Origin of the sequence: Rhizobium azibense (genome assembly GCF_004342325.1) — a bacterium.
In the GTDB taxonomy this organism is placed as follows: domain Bacteria; phylum Pseudomonadota; class Alphaproteobacteria; order Rhizobiales; family Rhizobiaceae; genus Rhizobium; species Rhizobium etli_B.
Window position 1 is genome coordinate 187,404 of record NZ_SMBJ01000010.1, and the last position, 14,057, is coordinate 201,460.

Sequence of the window (14,057 nt, forward strand, 5' to 3'; positions counted from 1 at the left end):
CATTGGCTGAAATGGTTACATTGGTCGCCAGACCCTCCTCTGGAGCTGTTCTCGTGAGCGCCATCGCCAGCGACTTTACCCGCGATGTCCCCCGCGGTGTTTCGACCCGGTTTCTGAACCAGCAGGTTGTGCCCACAGCGCGATGGGAGAAGATCGAATCCATTCAGGGCAGCGAGTCTCTCGCCTTCACCGCCTCCGCACCTGGTAGCAAAATTCTCCTCGGCGCGATCGGCAGCCACCTGATCGGAATTGATGACAATCGCCACGTCATGACAATCGCCGGATCGCGCACCGGCAAGTCAGTCACGCTCGTCAACAACCTGCTCTTCTATCCTGGTAGTGTGCTGGCCCTCGACCCCAAGGGCGAACTGGCAGAGATCACCGCCCAACGCCGCGCTGCACTGGGCCAGAAGGTCTGCATCCTCGATCCGTTCAACATCACGCCGGAGCGGCTTACGCCCTACCGGGCCAGCTTCAACCCGTTGGCGCTACTCGATCCGAAGAGCGACACGGTGATCGAAGATGCCGGGCTGATTGCCGATGCGCTCGTTATCGCCGGTGGTAAAGACCCACATTGGGATGACAGCGCGCGGACGCTGATTGAAGGCCTGCTCCTTCACGTGGTTACCGATGCCGCCTTGGAAGGGAAGCGTCACCTCATCACATTGCGCGATCTGATCGGCAGGGCGCTGCTGCCGACAGGTGCGGGCGAGGATGATCCGTTCGCCCTGGAGCTGGCGATGCTCACGAATGCGGGTCGCTTGCAGCGCACCGCCGACACCGCGCATATCGGCAAGGTGATCGAACAGGCGGCGCGGGATTTTTACGAGCGGCCGCCGAACGAGCGCGCGGGCGTTCTCTCAACTACGCGCCGTCACACAAAGCTGCTCGACTACCAGGCGATGGGCCGGGTGCTCGAAGGCCATGATTTCGACCTATCGGAACTCAAGACCGCGCCACGCGGCATGACGATTTATCTGTGCCTCCCGGCAAACCGCATGGGTATGTGCAATCGCTGGCTGCGCCTGTTCACCAACCTGCTGCTCGACGCGATGGAGAGGGAGAAGGCCAGACCGGCCCATCCGGTGCTCGTCTGCCTCGACGAGTTCCCGGTTCTGGGGCACATGAAGCAGCTTGAGGATGCGGCGGGACAGATCGCGTCCTTCGGGGTCAAGCTCTGGATCATTCTGCAGGACTGGGGTCAGGGCAAGGCGCTGTACAAGGAGCGCTGGGAGACCTTTGCCGGCAATGCCGGGATCATGCAGTTCTTTGGCAACAACGATCTACAGACGACAGAGTACATTTCAAAGCGTCTGGGCAAGACCGTCGTCAAAGTGGTGCGGGAAGGCGAAGCGGGTGCCGAACAGAAGGCCTCCGGGCTCACCGGCCGCTCGGAATCGCTGGAGCAGTATGACCTGCTCACCCCCGATGAGGTCAGTCGCCAGTTCGCCCGTGATGACCGGCTGAAGCGCCAGCTTATAATCTGGGCCGGGCACAATCCGCTGATGATCCAGCGCGTTGAATATTTCGATAAAGAGAGCCCCGTGTACGGAGTCTTCGAAGGCAAGTTCGCGTTGATCTAGCTTTCCGCCCTGCGTTGGGACGCCTGTCCGGCACCCTTGGCAGTTTTTTCCGGCAGGGTGCTGTGCTCCTGATCGAACAGGTACCGACCGACAACGGGGTTGTCGGCCAGGATGACCGCCAGCCGCGCCGCCGTCCGGCCATCATGATCCTTTATTGCCGCGTTGCATCGTCCCGTTCCCATGAGCAATCGCACGGCGGCGACCGCGTTACGCGCGGCGGCGATATGGAGCGCGGTTAAGCCCTGCCGGGGTTCGGCGTAGTTGATGTCGATGGCGGGGTTGTCGATATAGACGCGCAATTTCGCGAGATCGCCGCGGCCTGCGGCCTCAAGGAATTCAGCGTGAAGGGCATCGGATTTATCAACCATTGCTTCCCTCCTGCCGGCGGTACAGCCAGATGTGCTCCTTGATCCTGGCGAGCCGCTGCTGCTCCGGATCGTCATTTCTGGACAGAAGCCTCATCCTCTCGCTGGCATAGCCCGCGACTGGATTCCCGAAATCCCTGGACTTGAGAATGGTGAGCTCGATGGGGGGTTGATTGTCTCCGCCGGTTTCCAGGCGGGCAATGAGGTGGACGCTCGGCTCTTTGGTGACATCGTCGCGCGTGAACAGACAATGCTGCCCGCGGGCGCGGATAAGCCATCCGCTATAGCGGCTTTCGCTGCCGCCATGACGGCTGAGGACGCGCGCGATGGCATCGCGGCGGTGCGACAGTGGCGCAACCGGAAGACTGTAGAGCTTCTCCTCTACGACGAACCGGCCTTCCTCTTCAGCTCCGATTTTGAGAAAGGAAAGCTCAGTGCGCGCGCCGATCTTACGGCTGCCGACAAAGACCGCCGCCAGCGGCGGGCTGGAGTCGGCTGCATCGTCCATTCCGAAATATTCCTGCAACGCCCGCACCAATAGCGGCTCGGTCGCAGCAGGTTTGAGATCGACGGGAGAAAGGAATTTGCGGTCAATCAGATACTGGCAGACCGCATCAAGACGCTCGCCCGTCGGCGTCTGCGTTCCGGCTGCAAAGCGCCGGAGAGCCTCTGCGAGGGCCTTGTAGGCGTCATCATCGGATGAGGCGACATAGTCCTCGTTCAACTCGTCGGCAATGGCGTGCCAGGATCGTTTTCGTCCATTGGCACGGGTGGCCGAACGGAACTCCAGCAGCGCCGCCCTGATCGTTCGCAATGCCGTGTCCGAATAGTCCACCCCGTCAACCCGCCCACGAGAAAACCGCGTGGAAATCCTGCTCTTTTCGATGCCAGATTTCAACCTGGAGAAGGCAATCGCTTTTCGGAAAGGCGGCAGATGATGAGCTCGATACTTCAGGCATTTGAAGGTGAGCCGAAGACCGTAATGGTCACGGACAAAGGAAAAACCGTCATTACGGTTGAAGCCTCTCACCTGCGACCGACTGTAGCGCAGGAAGCGGACGAGGCGGCAAAGCTTGGCGCGTGGCTGCTCTTTCTGGCCCCGCTCGGCATCGGCTACATGATCCAGGAATTCAACACCCTGCTCGGCTGCATGATGGCTGCCGGTGTGGTTGCCAAAGGCCCGCTCAGTTTCTGCTTTCGCGAGACCGCGCGTGAAGTCGCAAAAGTCCGCTTCACCGAAACCGGCATTGAGATGAGCTGGAACGGCCAGTGGCGCACATTCGACCGCCATCATACGCATCGTTTCGTGCTGCTGGAGCACGACAGGACGGGCGCTGAGAAAGACGACCTCGACTTCCAGCAGCGCCTGGGCTCCGTCAAAGGTCAGGCGAAGCCTGTCACGCGGTACTACAGCGCCGCCTTCATCGTGGCGTTCGAGTATTTCGGCCAGCGCTTCGACATTGCCGAAGTGATGGGCCGCAAGGAAGCCACGGCCATCGTGGCACGGCTCGCGCTCTGCGATGAGATGATGAACGGCATCGTCAACAGCAAGCCGACGGTTGTCCAGAAGCCCGAAGACGAGTGGCAGGAACTGCCGGGCGGTCTCTCATGAACCGCGAGGATTCTGCCATGTTTGCGAAAGACCGCCGCTCACGCGGCGGCCTCCCGAGCGGCACTGAAGTGCGCCAGATAGTCAGCCGCACGCTGCGCATGCGCAGCGGCGGCGAAGATCGCCCGCTTGTCCTCCTTCAGGACGGCCAGCCAGTGGCCGATATAGGCCGCATGGTCGGCACGATCCTCAAGGCGCAAGCCGAGGTCAGCGCAGAGGAAGGCCGCACCCAGCTCGGCCACGAGCTCCTCGCGGGCATAGCCGTCATCGCCGAAGCGCTTGCGGCCGAAATCCCGGTCAAGCCGGGTCGCATGGCGCGTCCAGTGCGTCAGCTCGTGGGCCAGGGTGGCGTAGTAGGACTGCGCATCACGGAAGGCCTCGAAGACAGGCATCTGAATGTAGTCGAGGGCCGGGCTGTAGTAGGCGCAATCGCCGCCATGGCGGATGTCTGCCCGCGTGGCGGCAAAGAACGCCTCGGCCCCTTCATTCTGCTCATCCGGGTTCCGGGTGGCTTCGGCGCGAGCGTGGAAGTGTTCCGGCAGGCCTTCGATCTGCTCGACATTGAAGACCGTGTAGGCCTTCAGGAAGGGAATGGCCCGGTCGGTTTCATCGCCTGTGGCCTCGTCAGTTTCAGTGCGCCGCATGGTGTCCGCGTAGACCACCGGCGCGCCCTTCTCGCCTTTGCGGACATGGCCGCCCAGTTCGATGGCCTGCTTGAAGGTCATCCAGATCGGCGCGGCGTAGTGGGCGTTCATCGCCGACGACCAGAGCGTCAGGACATTGATGCCCGCATAGGGCTGGCCGTTGTGGCGAAGGGGCCGGGAGACGTGACCGGCGGCGTGTACCGCGTTCCAGGGCTGCGTCCAGGGTTTCACGCCCTGCTCCAGGGCTTCGATGATCTGGTTGGTGATGCGGCTGTAGACATCCTGCCGCGGGATTTCAGTGTTGCTCGACATGATCTTGCTCCTTGCGTTGCGGGTTTTCCTCAAGACGCAGGCAAGAAAGGACGGGCGATTGAGCCGGCGGGTCAGGCCCTAACACGGTCGCGGCCCATCGGGCCGGGAGTGGTGCGGGCGGGGTTTGACCGGGCGGCGCGCCCGGCCGTGACTGAGCGTCAATGTTTGAGGAAAGCCGGCAAAGGAGGAAGCCATGCGCGACGAACTGCGAGACAGTCTGTGGCGATACGACGCCATGACCGGGATCGTGGACTGGAGCAACCCGGATGACCCGGGCCGGGAGGAACGCGATCTTGCCGCCTATGGCAGGGACTACGGCCTGATCCGGTACCCCGACGGGAAGGACTATACCTGCTATGCCCGGATCGTGAGGTTCCTGACGGAGGTGTGCGGCCACTCTTATGAGGAAGCGCTGGAGGCTCTGATCGAACACATCCGGGAGCAGCCATCAATGCCCCGCACAGGGCTGGATGCCGAAGCCGATGCGCGGGCGATCCGCGCGCGGGGCGGCAACATCATCGAGGCCCTTCTCAGCCTGAAGATCGGCCGCCTGATTGCCGGGGATGATCCTGAAGCCGTCGAATTTAACTGGCGCGTCGCTCGGACACTGACACGGCTCACGAACGGCACCGGAAAGGACTATGGCAATGATAGATGAGCGCCTGCGCGGGACAATCGCGCGCCTGAAGGAAATGACGGGCTCGTACGGGCGCGGCTACGGGGTGCGTATCGGGGTGATACTGGCGGCGGTTTTATGGATGGGAGCGGCCGGGACGCCCCACCTGCTCGTGACCTATGATTGTTCCTTCAACCGCTGCTCCCGGCAGCGGGCGAACAGCTGCAACTATGTCGGCGTGTTTGGAATGCGCAGGGGCATTTCACCCGATCCGCGACATGGCTGCTCGCCAGTTGTGTTGCTGTAGGAAGCGCCAGGAAGCCCTCCTGAGCGGATTCAAATTTGCCACAAACTTGCCACAAGCCCAGACGGGCCAAGGCGGACAATCGAGGATTTCTGCGGGTTCCAGCGGACTGCCGGTTTGTGGCAAAAAGGCCTGTTTGGGCAAGTTAGTTTCGATAATAGTATAGCTAAGTATTTGATTTTATTGTGGCGCACCCGGCAGGACTCGAACCTGCGGCCCTTGGTTTCGGAAGCTAATTAAGATCCCTTAATTTCTGCGGCTTACGGGCGATTTGCCACAGATTTGCCACAAGAAATTCAGCTGAGTCTGGCGATAAGCCCGGTGTTGCGTTCGGAACGCAATTCTACACGTTCAATGAGGTGGCCGTAAACACTGAGCGTGGTCTGAATATCACGATGCCCCATGAGATACTGGATCATCTTCAGGTTGACGCGCTGCTCAATTAGCATGGAAGCGTAGAAGTGCCGGAGATCGTACGGCCTGTACTTCGGTCGAACGATGATCTCACCCTCGTCATCGACTGTTTCCATCAGGCCAGCCTCCTCGCAGGCAGCAGCAAAGCCGCGGTTGCGCCAATGCTTGATGCTCTGCCAGCGGCCCGTCGATGTCGGGAACAGCAGATCGTAGGGGTTCTTCAGCCGCTTTTTCCGAGCATAGTGAAGGAGCATGTCATAGGTCTGTGGACTAAGGTCGATCACACGCCGACCTGACGGGGACTTGGTGACACTGATCTCCTGGCCGCCGCCATCGAGGGCACGGTCAACCTCAATGGTTCCGTCTTTGAGTTTAGACCGTGCTGCCACCAGGTATTCCTGAGGCCGCATGCCCGTATCCGCCGCCAGGTAGAGCATGGGACGGTACCGCTCCCATGTTCGTTGGGTCTGCCTATTACTCGAATTGGCGAGACGATCCGCAGCCGCTAACAGGTCTTTGACTTCCTGCTCTGAAGGAATGGAAACGGGTTCGTCATACCGCGAACCGCCGCGGATGCCGACGCCCGAAGCTATATCGTGCGCCAGGACGCCACGGTTGACCATCTCCAGCACGAGGGAATGAAACGAAGAGAGTACCTTGCGGGCCTGATCGCGGCTTCTGGACTGTAGAAGCCACGATCTGAACTCGATCACGTCCGGCGCGGCGAGCTCGTGAAGGGATTTGTCCCATGGATAGGATTTGATGATTTCCGCGCGATGCCGATAGCCTTTTAAGGTATATGCAGTGACAGGATCGCGTCCATCGCGTCCTTCTTTCTCACATACATCGAGCCACTTGCTGACGGCCTCCTCGACGGTGCGCACGTCACGTGCCTTGGGTGCAGCCACTCTCGCCCGCGAGTCCTCACGGAAGGCGCGGGCCTCTTTTAGCGTGTCGAAAGTTGCATAGGAGTAGCCCGATTTGGCTGTTGGATCGGGGTAGCGAACTTGATATGTGGTGCCCTTGGAACCGTCACGTTTCCTTATATCTGCCATGCATTCCAGTGTTTCTTGTGTGTTTCAAATATAGAACAAAATATGAACATCGAAGTCAACAACTATTGTTGAAATCTCTGAGGGCATCCACTTGCAGGCGATTGTAAATATCGGCCAGCGTACCCTTCTCGATCTTCAACGTTCCTTCAATAGGATCGACGAAGAACGGCAGCTTGCGGTGCCCGCGCGCGTCTCGGTCGGCCGCGCGCTTCATCTGCCGGGGCGAAAGTTCAACACCCATTTCCGCCAGAACCTGGCGCGCCTCATCAAGCCCGATGTAACACGGCGGCAACTTCATACCGGTCATCCCTTTCTTCCCATTATCCGCCCGTCAGATGTTGTATTCCTCGGCTGCGGATCGATATGGCCCATTCTTGACGACGCGCGAAACCACGCCGCCCAATCTGTTGCGAACAACGACCTTGTCACCGAACTCGTCTGTGGGGTTGATAAAAAGTGAAACGCCCCGTGAATAACGGATCGCGTGTTCGTCTTCCATTTCGCCAAGTGTTTCAAATATTGCCTGGCGAAGCTCGGCCATCGTCAGATGTCCGCGCACAAGTATAAATATCGACACCTAAATCCCGTCTCTCAAATCACTTCAAATACACCTTCATTCTATCACAGCGCGAAAGAGCGCCGCAAATTCGCGGTATACGCACATTCCTGAATCTCATCCTTTCAACGCTGAACATCTCCTTTCTCCCTTTCCCGGCCCGCCATCGGTGCTTTTTCCCGATGATCTGTGTGTGGGGCTCAAAGGCCCCGAATGGCGGGGCCGAAGAGAAAGGAAAATACGATGTCCCGCATCTACACGCTTCAAGACCTTCAGGCCCGTTCGCTGTCCGAGCTTCATTTTCTGCGCGGCGCGCTTCAGCGCCAGTTGGCGATGACCGCCTCCCATTCCGTCGAAGCTGGTTACATATTCGCTAGTCTTCGGGTGATCGATTTTGCTATTCGCCAGCGCGCACCGCGCGGGCCGGGCCGCTAACTCCCCCCGCGTGGAAGGCGCGAGGAAAGCCTGGGCGGGACGCGCCTATTGTCATCTCAACAGGAGGTGACGATGGAAAACGATAGCGCATGGCTGGCGACGGCGGTTTATCAGCTTTTGGATGACCTGATGCCTTTTTGTCAGGGCAAGCCGTCCTTGTCGCCCGAGCATGAAGACCAGTTCAAGGATGTGTCTGCATCGGCAGCGATGGTGTTCAGCTCTGCTCCAAATCCGGACAAGCTGGAGCGCGAAACGATTCATCACTTTGAAGAGCTGCTGGACAATGGCCGGTACACCTGGCGCGACCGTGCGATAGCGCGCGGAATGCTCGGCTCTCTCATCTGCGCGGCGCGTCAGGCGGTTGAAGTGATGAAAGAACTTCGCGGCGAAGACGGCTGCGATCCGGGCGGCGGCCCGCTCGCGCCCGAAGACCGCGATCTTGACGAGCCCTGGTAGGGCTCGTCGCAGAACAACCCCTCAGCCAAGGAAACGGCAATGTGCGGACGTGCGTCCCGCAATCCTGAACTTGCGTCTGGTGCATTGGAGCAGAATGCTCCGCGCATCAGCGCTGTTCACGTTGCCGCTCCGATCGACAGCCAAGAGTTCCCCGTCGTGCCTGAGGAACTGGACGCGATCGAAGCCTACCTGATGCCGCAGATAATTGATCTGCTTCAAGCAGATACCAGCAGGGCGACGGACTCGGAAGTGCCGCAATGCCAGAGCAAGATAGCCCCTCGGATCGGGGATGAGGGTGGTTGCCATGAAATCCTTACAGATGAACCTGCATAAAGATGGGATTCACGAGAATTCCCGTGCCGCGCTTTACCTGCGCGTTTCTACCGGCAGGCAGGCAGAGAACGACCTCTCCATTCCCGACCAGCGGCGGCAGGCGCGTGAGTATTGCGCGGCTCGTGGCTGGACGGTCGTAAATGAATTTGTCGACGCCGGCATGAGCGGCATGGATGACAAACGCCCCGAATTGCAGCGCCTGCTTGACCTTGCCAAAGATGGCGACGCTCCGTTCGACGTGGTTGTCGTCCACTCCTTCAGCCGCTTGATGCGCGACCATTTCCAGCTGGAGTTCTATGTGCGCCAGTTGCGTCGGCACGGCGTCCGGCTTGTCAGCATCACACAGGAGCTGGGCGAAGACCCGATGAGCGTCATGGTACGCCAGGTCTTTGCCCTGTTCGATGAATACCAGTCAAAAGAAAACGCAAAGCACGTGCTGCGCGCCATGAAGGAGAACGCCCGGCAGGGCTTCTGGAATGGCGCCGCCGCGCCCTACGGCTATGCGATCGTCGCGGCGGAGCAGCGCGGGGCCAAGACCAAGAAGCGCCTCGCCATCGATCCGGTCGAAGCCGAAATCGTCCGGCAGATGTTCCGGCTCGTCAGTGAGGGAAGTGGCACCGGCGGGCCTATGGGAGTGAAGGCGGCCACCTGCTGGCTGAACGATCACGGCCACCGCACGCGCGGCGGCGCGCGATGGGGCATCGGCCAACTTCATAAGCTGCTCACCAGCGCCACCTACAAGGGCGATTACCTGTTCAACCGCAAAGTATGGAAGACGAAGGAAGACAAACCTGAAACCGAACAGATTCTCGTCCCGGTCGAACCCATAATCGCACCGGCCCTGTTCGATTGTGTGCAGAGGCGGCTGGCGTCCCGCAATCCAAAGGCAATGCCGCCCCGTGTCGTAACCGGCCCCATCCTTCTGACCGGCCTTGCCACATGCGCAACCTGCGGCGGCGGCATGACCCTGCGCACCGGAAAATCAGGGAAGTATCGCTATTACACCTGTGCAGCGGCAGCGCAGAAGGGCAAATCCTCTTGCCCGGGACGCAGCATCCCGATGGACAAGCTTGACAGTCTCGTCACTGCCCGCCTGCGCGAGACGCTTTTCACACCTGATCGTGTCAGGGCAATTCTGGGATCACTCTTTGAGCGTCAGGCTTCCCGCAGCGACGATCACGCCACGCGGATCACCGCCTTGCAGAACAAGGCGGCTGAAGCGGAGGGGCGGCTTTCTCGTCTGTACCAGGCCATAGAGACGGGCCTTGCCGACATGACCGATCCGACCCTGAAAGAGCGGCTGGCCGCCCTCAAGACAGATCGCGATTCAGCAAAGGCAGCCATAGAGCGGGCATATTCAGAACTTCGTCCCGAGACGCGGCTCACCGAAGAAAAGATCGACGCCTTTGCCGCCCTGATGCGCGAGAACATAGCGACCGGCCCAGTGCCGTTTCGCCGTGCATATTTACGCGCGGTGATCGATCAGGTCGAAGTTGATGACGAGGAGATCAGGATTCACGGCCGCAAGAGCGAGCTTGAACGCCTTGTGATGACGAACAGTGTCATCACGGCAGCAGTGCCCAGTTTTGTACGGAAGTGGCGCACCCGACAGGATTCGAACCTGTGACCTTTGGAATCGGAATCCAACACTCTATCCAGCTGAGCTACGGGTGCATGCCTGAGGCGGCTTGAATCGCCTGTCCGATGGCTGGTTCTTAGCCTAGCTTGCCCTGCGCTTCAATCTCCAAATTGAAAAGTCCGCCATTCTTGCGAACGGCGGACCTGGGTCTTCACGTGTCTGGTCCTTCAGGCCTGCATGGCGCCGGGGCCGGGGATCGCCTTTGGCGGCACCTTGCCAAGGATTATCATGCCGAGCACCTCGTCCTTGGTTACGTCTTCGGTGCGGGCGTGGCCGACGACCTGACCATTCTTCATCACCGAAACGCGGTCAGCGAGATCGAAGACATCATGGATGTCGTGGCTGATGAGGAAGATGCCGATGCCTTCCTTCTTCAACTGCTTGATGAGCTCGCCGACCTGGGCCGTTTCCTGGGGGCCAAGGGCTGCAGTCGGCTCGTCCATGATCAGGATGCGGGCGTTGAAGAGGATCGCTCGAGCGATCGCCACCGACTGCCGCTGGCCTCCCGAAAGTGCCTTTACGGGCTCTTTGAAGCGCTTGAAGTTCGGGTTGAGGCGGCCCATCACCTCGCGGGCCGACGCCTCCATGGCGACGTCGTCGAGCGTGCCCCACTTCGTTCGGATCTCGCGGCCGAGATAGAGGTTGGCGGCGGCATCGACGTTATCGGCAACGGCGAGCGTCTGGTAGATAGTCTCGATGCCGTATTTCTTCGCATCGCGCGGGTTGCGAATGTCGGCTGGTTCCCCGTTGATCAGGATGTCGCCGCCGTCGCGCTTGTAGGCACCGGAAAGGATCTTGATCAGTGTCGACTTGCCAGCGCCGTTATGGCCGAGGAGGGCGACGACCTCGCCGGGGTAGAGATCGACCGAAGCGTTATCGACGGCGTGAATGCCACCGAATGAGATCGAGATGTTCTTCAATTCCACAAGGGGAGTGCTTTGGTGTGTCATGGTTTGGACTCCTACTTGGCGCGGGCGCGGTAGAGCGTGTCGAGCCAGACGGCGACGACAAGGACGACACCGACAACGATTCTCTGGAGCGGGCTGTCGATTCCGAGCAGTACCATACCGGACTGCAACGACTGCATGACGAGCGCGCCAAGCATGGCACCGGCAATGGTGCCTGTGCCGCCTGCAAGCGACGTGCCGCCGATGACGGCAGCGGCGATGGTATAGAGTTCATCCAGTTCGCCCTGCGCATTCGTCGCGGCATTGAGGCGGGCGGTCGAGATTGCGCCGGCGATGGCGCAGAGCAGCCCCATGAGCGCAAAGATGCGCACCGTGACCCAGCGGGTCTTGATGCCGGCGAGCTCGGCTGCCTCCGGGTTGCCGCCGATGGCGAAGACGTAGCGGCCGAAGCGCAGGCGCGTCGCGACGAAGGTCATGATCGCGCCGACGATGACGGCGATCAGAACCGGAACGGCTATGCCGTAGGGAATGTTGAGCCCCGACTCCGGCCAGGGAATGCTGTTTGCCTCTGCATATCTCTTGGCGATGTTTGTCGGCCAGTAATAGTTGTTGGCGACGGCGATGGCGCCGAGCACGAGCACGCAGCCGAGGGCCGAGAGGAAGTATTCGGCCCAAAGAGGGCGCCGGGGGAAGCCGAAGCGCCGGCGCTGGCGGCGGGAATTGACGATGCTGGCAATGATTGCGAGGCAGGCGATGACGCCGACGATCCAGCTCCAGGTGGCGCCGATCGAGCCGTCTGTGCCGCCGCCCATGATGCGGAAACTCGTATCCATCGGCGCGACCGTCTGGCCGCTGGTGACAAACCAGGTGGCGCCGCGCCAGACCAGAAGCCCTCCGAGGGTGACGATGAAGGACGGCACGCTCAGAAAAGCGATGATCATCCCCTGGAGCATGCCGATCGATCCGCCGACAATGAGGCCGGCAACGAGAGTGATGATCCAGGTGGCGGGATTGTTGAAGCCGAGATATTGCGGCAGCACCTGCGCCTGCAGGACGCCCATCACCATGCCGCAGAAGCCGAGCATGGAGCCGACGGAAAGGTCGATATTGCGCGTGACGATCACCAGCACCATGCCTGTCGCCATGACGGCGACGGACGAGGTCTGGACCGAGAGGTTCCAGAGGTTGCGCGGCGTCAGGAACAGGCCGCCGGTCATGATCTGGAAGCCGATCCAGATGATCAGCAACGCACCGACCATGCCGAGAAGGCGAGTGTCGATTTCGGTCGCGCGGAAGAAGCGCGCCACCGGATTGGCTTGTGCCTCGCGCGGCCCGTTGGTTGTCGTGGAATGTACCGTTTCGGCCATGGGTTTGCCGATCCCCCATCGTTTGGGCAGGCTGCGGCGCTTTTCTAAGTCAACCGCCGCCACTTACGCCCAGTTCTAGAATAATCACCATCACCGATCTCTGCAGATCTGATCTCAGCGGCCATGACGGCATCGGTTCGGGATGGGTAATGGCGGTTGACCAGCGGACGCTACCCAAGCTGCCGCCGGATCTCGATCCGCATCCGGCGCCGCGACGAATTGCCGTTGCGGCGCCGGCACTGTTTTCAGCCCGTCGGCAGTATTTAGTTGCAGGCAGCAACCGAACCGGCTTTGACGCCCTGGCAGGCTTCCGCCTTGCTGATCCAGCCGGCGTCGATGACGACGTTGAGGTTGTCCTTGGTGATCGGCAGCGGCTTCAGGAACACCGACTGCATGGCGACGCTTTTCGGACCGCCGTTGAAGGTCTCAACGCCTTCGATCTTGTCCATGGTCTTGCCGGCGGCAAGATCGAGGGCGATTTCGGCAGCGCGCTTGCCGAGCTCGCGCGAGTCCTTCCAGACCGAGACCGTCTGCGTGCCGAGTGCGACGCGATTGAGTGCCGCCTTGTCGGCGTCCTGGCCGGAGACTGGGACGGAGCCGGCGAGACCCTGTGCGTCGAGAGCGGCGATTGCGCCACCGGCCGTGCCGTCGTTGGATGCGACAACGGCGTCAACCTTGTTGTCGTTGGCGGTCAGGAACTGTTCCATGTTGCGCTGCGCGTTTTCCGGCTTCCAGCCGTCGGTATAGGCTTCGCCGACATTCTTGATCTTGCCTGCGTCGACCGCAGCCTTCAGCACTTCCATTTGGCCCGAGAACAGGAAGTCTGCGTTCGGGTCGGACGAGGAGCCCTTGATGAAGACGTAGTTGCCTTCAGGTTTTGCCTCGAAGACGCCCTTTGCCTGCATCCGGCCGACTTCCTTGTTGTCGAAGGTGATGTAGAAGGCTGCCGGATTTTCGATCAGGCGGTCGTAACCGACCACCGGGATGCCTTCGGCGGCCGCCTTTTCGATGGCCGGGGCGATGGCATCGGAGTCCTGCGCAAGCACGATGAGGGCGTTCGCGCCCTGGGAAATCAGCGATTCAACGTCCGTCAGCTGCTTTGCGGCAGACGACTGGGCGTCAGCAGAGATATATTTGGCGCCCTTGGCTTCGAGGGCCTTCTTGATGGCGGCTTCGTCGGTCTTCCAGCGCTCTTCCTGAAAATTCGACCAGGAAACGCCAACGACGAGATCAGCAGCCATGGCCGCTGTGTGCATGGAAATGAGAATGGCCGTGCCGGCCATCAGCTTCAAAATAGACTTCATACTGTCCTCCCGAATGAATTGCGGTCGACCCAGCCCGGATGCTTCCTCCGGCCGCCGCGGATTGCTGCAGAGAAAACGATGAATTATTTTCTCGACAGTCGAGAAATTAAGTGTCAGAGATTTTTTCAACTGTCAACACCGCACTACCGGCTAAATT

17 protein-coding genes and 1 tRNA gene are annotated in these 14,057 nt (G+C 60.4%); 8 read left to right on the top strand and 10 right to left on the bottom strand.

Annotated features, from left to right (window positions below):
* Window positions 1-53: 53 nt before the first annotated feature.
* A complete protein-coding gene (locus EV130_RS24310; RefSeq protein ID WP_132661754.1) occupies window positions 54-1,583 on the top strand; it encodes a type IV secretory system conjugative DNA transfer family protein in 1,530 nt (509 codons plus the stop codon).
* Here the strand turns inward: EV130_RS24310 and EV130_RS24315 are convergent.
* On the bottom strand, window positions 1,580-1,951 hold the full coding sequence (locus EV130_RS24315; protein ID WP_165918567.1) for an ankyrin repeat domain-containing protein: 372 nt from the start codon (window positions 1,949-1,951) through the stop codon (window positions 1,580-1,582). The genes EV130_RS24310 and EV130_RS24315 overlap by 4 nt on opposite strands.
* Complete coding sequence (locus EV130_RS24320) at window positions 1,944-2,783, bottom strand: hypothetical protein (RefSeq protein ID WP_132661758.1); 840 nt, start codon at window positions 2,781-2,783, stop codon at window positions 1,944-1,946. Before EV130_RS24320 ends, EV130_RS24315 begins: the two co-directional genes overlap by 8 nt.
* A 99-nt stretch (window positions 2,784-2,882) precedes the next feature.
* Here EV130_RS24320 and EV130_RS24325 point away from each other — a divergent pair, with 99 nt between their 5' ends.
* Complete coding sequence (locus tag EV130_RS24325; protein WP_165918568.1) at window positions 2,883-3,560, top strand: hypothetical protein; 678 nt, start codon at window positions 2,883-2,885, stop codon at window positions 3,558-3,560.
* A gap of 38 nt (window positions 3,561-3,598) precedes the next feature.
* Here the strand turns inward: EV130_RS24325 and EV130_RS24330 are convergent, their stop codons facing one another.
* The gene (locus tag EV130_RS24330; RefSeq protein WP_132661762.1) at window positions 3,599-4,513 is read right to left on the bottom strand and encodes an ArdC family protein; all 915 of its coding nucleotides are present in this window, start codon (window positions 4,511-4,513) and stop codon (window positions 3,599-3,601) included.
* A 193-nt stretch (window positions 4,514-4,706) separates the two neighbouring features.
* Between EV130_RS24330 and EV130_RS24335 the strand changes: the two genes are divergently transcribed.
* Together EV130_RS24335 and EV130_RS24340 are read left to right on the top strand one after the other, a co-directional pair.
* Window positions 4,707-5,171: a hypothetical protein gene (locus tag EV130_RS24335; RefSeq protein ID WP_132661764.1), complete on the top strand. Its 465-nt coding sequence runs from the start codon at window positions 4,707-4,709 to the stop codon at window positions 5,169-5,171.
* The gene (locus EV130_RS24340) at window positions 5,155-5,436 is read left to right on the top strand and encodes a hypothetical protein (RefSeq protein WP_132661766.1); all 282 of its coding nucleotides are present in this window, start codon (window positions 5,155-5,157) and stop codon (window positions 5,434-5,436) included. Before EV130_RS24335 ends, EV130_RS24340 begins: the two co-directional genes overlap by 17 nt.
* A 293-nt stretch (window positions 5,437-5,729) precedes the next feature.
* Here the strand turns inward: EV130_RS24340 and EV130_RS24345 are convergent, their stop codons facing one another.
* From EV130_RS24345 to EV130_RS24355, 3 genes are read right to left on the bottom strand one after another with little or no spacing between them, the layout of a single operon-like run.
* Window positions 5,730-6,902, bottom strand: coding sequence for a tyrosine-type recombinase/integrase (locus tag EV130_RS24345; RefSeq protein WP_132661768.1), 1,173 nt, complete (start codon window positions 6,900-6,902; stop codon window positions 5,730-5,732).
* A gap of 55 nt (window positions 6,903-6,957) precedes the next feature.
* The gene (locus EV130_RS24350) at window positions 6,958-7,209 is read right to left on the bottom strand and encodes a hypothetical protein (RefSeq protein WP_245520092.1); all 252 of its coding nucleotides are present in this window, start codon (window positions 7,207-7,209) and stop codon (window positions 6,958-6,960) included.
* A gap of 24 nt (window positions 7,210-7,233) precedes the next feature.
* Window positions 7,234-7,479 carry a hypothetical protein gene (locus EV130_RS24355; RefSeq protein ID WP_245520093.1) on the bottom strand — a complete coding sequence of 82 codons (246 nt, stop codon included), beginning with the start codon at window positions 7,477-7,479 and terminating at the stop codon, window positions 7,234-7,236.
* A gap of 222 nt (window positions 7,480-7,701) precedes the next feature.
* On the opposite strand from EV130_RS24355, the gene EV130_RS24360 reads away from it, so the two are divergent.
* The 4 genes from EV130_RS24360 to EV130_RS24375 all read left to right on the top strand — a co-directional run bounded on the left by EV130_RS24360 (window position 7,702) and on the right by EV130_RS24375 (window position 10,309).
* Entirely contained in the window at window positions 7,702-7,893 is a 192-nt protein-coding gene (locus EV130_RS24360) for a hypothetical protein (protein ID WP_132661770.1), read from the top strand.
* 72 nt (window positions 7,894-7,965) lie between these two features.
* Window positions 7,966-8,349, top strand: coding sequence for a hypothetical protein (locus tag EV130_RS24365; RefSeq protein ID WP_132661772.1), 384 nt, complete (start codon window positions 7,966-7,968; stop codon window positions 8,347-8,349).
* Between the two features lie 39 nt (window positions 8,350-8,388).
* A complete protein-coding gene (locus EV130_RS24370) occupies window positions 8,389-8,682 on the top strand; it encodes a hypothetical protein (RefSeq protein WP_132661774.1) in 294 nt (97 codons plus the stop codon).
* Complete coding sequence (locus EV130_RS24375) at window positions 8,654-10,309, top strand: recombinase family protein (protein WP_245520094.1); 1,656 nt, start codon at window positions 8,654-8,656, stop codon at window positions 10,307-10,309. The genes EV130_RS24370 and EV130_RS24375 overlap by 29 nt, the downstream gene beginning before the upstream one ends.
* On the opposite strand, the gene EV130_RS24380 is transcribed toward EV130_RS24375, so the two are convergent.
* The 4 genes from EV130_RS24380 to xylF form a co-directional block, all read right to left on the bottom strand.
* Window positions 10,280-10,356 (bottom strand) — tRNA-Arg (locus tag EV130_RS24380). The two genes, EV130_RS24375 and EV130_RS24380, sit on opposite strands and share 30 nt — an antisense overlap.
* A gap of 132 nt (window positions 10,357-10,488) precedes the next feature.
* Window positions 10,489-11,271, bottom strand: coding sequence for an ATP-binding cassette domain-containing protein (locus EV130_RS24385; RefSeq protein WP_074061981.1), 783 nt, complete (start codon window positions 11,269-11,271; stop codon window positions 10,489-10,491).
* Window positions 11,272-11,282: 11 nt separating this feature from the next.
* Entirely contained in the window at window positions 11,283-12,596 is a 1,314-nt protein-coding gene (locus tag EV130_RS24390; RefSeq protein ID WP_132661776.1) for a sugar ABC transporter permease, read from the bottom strand.
* Between the two features lie 263 nt (window positions 12,597-12,859).
* Entirely contained in the window at window positions 12,860-13,900 is a 1,041-nt protein-coding gene (xylF, locus tag EV130_RS24395; RefSeq protein ID WP_074061979.1) for a D-xylose ABC transporter substrate-binding protein, read from the bottom strand.
* Window positions 13,901-14,057: the final 157 nt, after the last annotated feature.

Excerpts from the sequence above, each read along its gene's own strand:
- EV130_RS24315 (WP_165918567.1), bottom strand. The coding sequence starts at position 1,951 with ATGGTTGATAAATCCGATGCCCTTCACGCTGAATTCCTTGAGGCCGCA.
- EV130_RS24325 (WP_165918568.1), top strand. The coding sequence starts at position 2,883 with ATGATGAGCTCGATACTTCAGGCATTTGAAGGTGAGCCGAAGACCGTA.
- EV130_RS24330 (WP_132661762.1), bottom strand. The coding sequence starts at position 4,513 with ATGTCGAGCAACACTGAAATCCCGCGGCAGGATGTCTACAGCCGCATC.
- EV130_RS24335 (WP_132661764.1), top strand. The coding sequence starts at position 4,707 with ATGCGCGACGAACTGCGAGACAGTCTGTGGCGATACGACGCCATGACC.
- EV130_RS24340 (WP_132661766.1), top strand. The coding sequence starts at position 5,155 with ATGGCAATGATAGATGAGCGCCTGCGCGGGACAATCGCGCGCCTGAAG.
- EV130_RS24345 (WP_132661768.1), bottom strand. The coding sequence starts at position 6,902 with ATGGCAGATATAAGGAAACGTGACGGTTCCAAGGGCACCACATATCAA.
- EV130_RS24350 (WP_245520092.1), bottom strand. The coding sequence starts at position 7,209 with ATGACCGGTATGAAGTTGCCGCCGTGTTACATCGGGCTTGATGAGGCG.
- EV130_RS24360 (WP_132661770.1), top strand. The coding sequence starts at position 7,702 with ATGTCCCGCATCTACACGCTTCAAGACCTTCAGGCCCGTTCGCTGTCC.
- EV130_RS24365 (WP_132661772.1), top strand. The coding sequence starts at position 7,966 with ATGGAAAACGATAGCGCATGGCTGGCGACGGCGGTTTATCAGCTTTTG.
- EV130_RS24370 (WP_132661774.1), top strand. The coding sequence starts at position 8,389 with ATGTGCGGACGTGCGTCCCGCAATCCTGAACTTGCGTCTGGTGCATTG.
- EV130_RS24375 (WP_245520094.1), top strand. The coding sequence starts at position 8,654 with ATGAAATCCTTACAGATGAACCTGCATAAAGATGGGATTCACGAGAAT.
- EV130_RS24385 (WP_074061981.1), bottom strand. The coding sequence starts at position 11,271 with ATGACACACCAAAGCACTCCCCTTGTGGAATTGAAGAACATCTCGATC.
- EV130_RS24390 (WP_132661776.1), bottom strand. The coding sequence starts at position 12,596 with ATGGCCGAAACGGTACATTCCACGACAACCAACGGGCCGCGCGAGGCA.
- xylF (WP_074061979.1), bottom strand. The coding sequence starts at position 13,900 with ATGAAGTCTATTTTGAAGCTGATGGCCGGCACGGCCATTCTCATTTCC.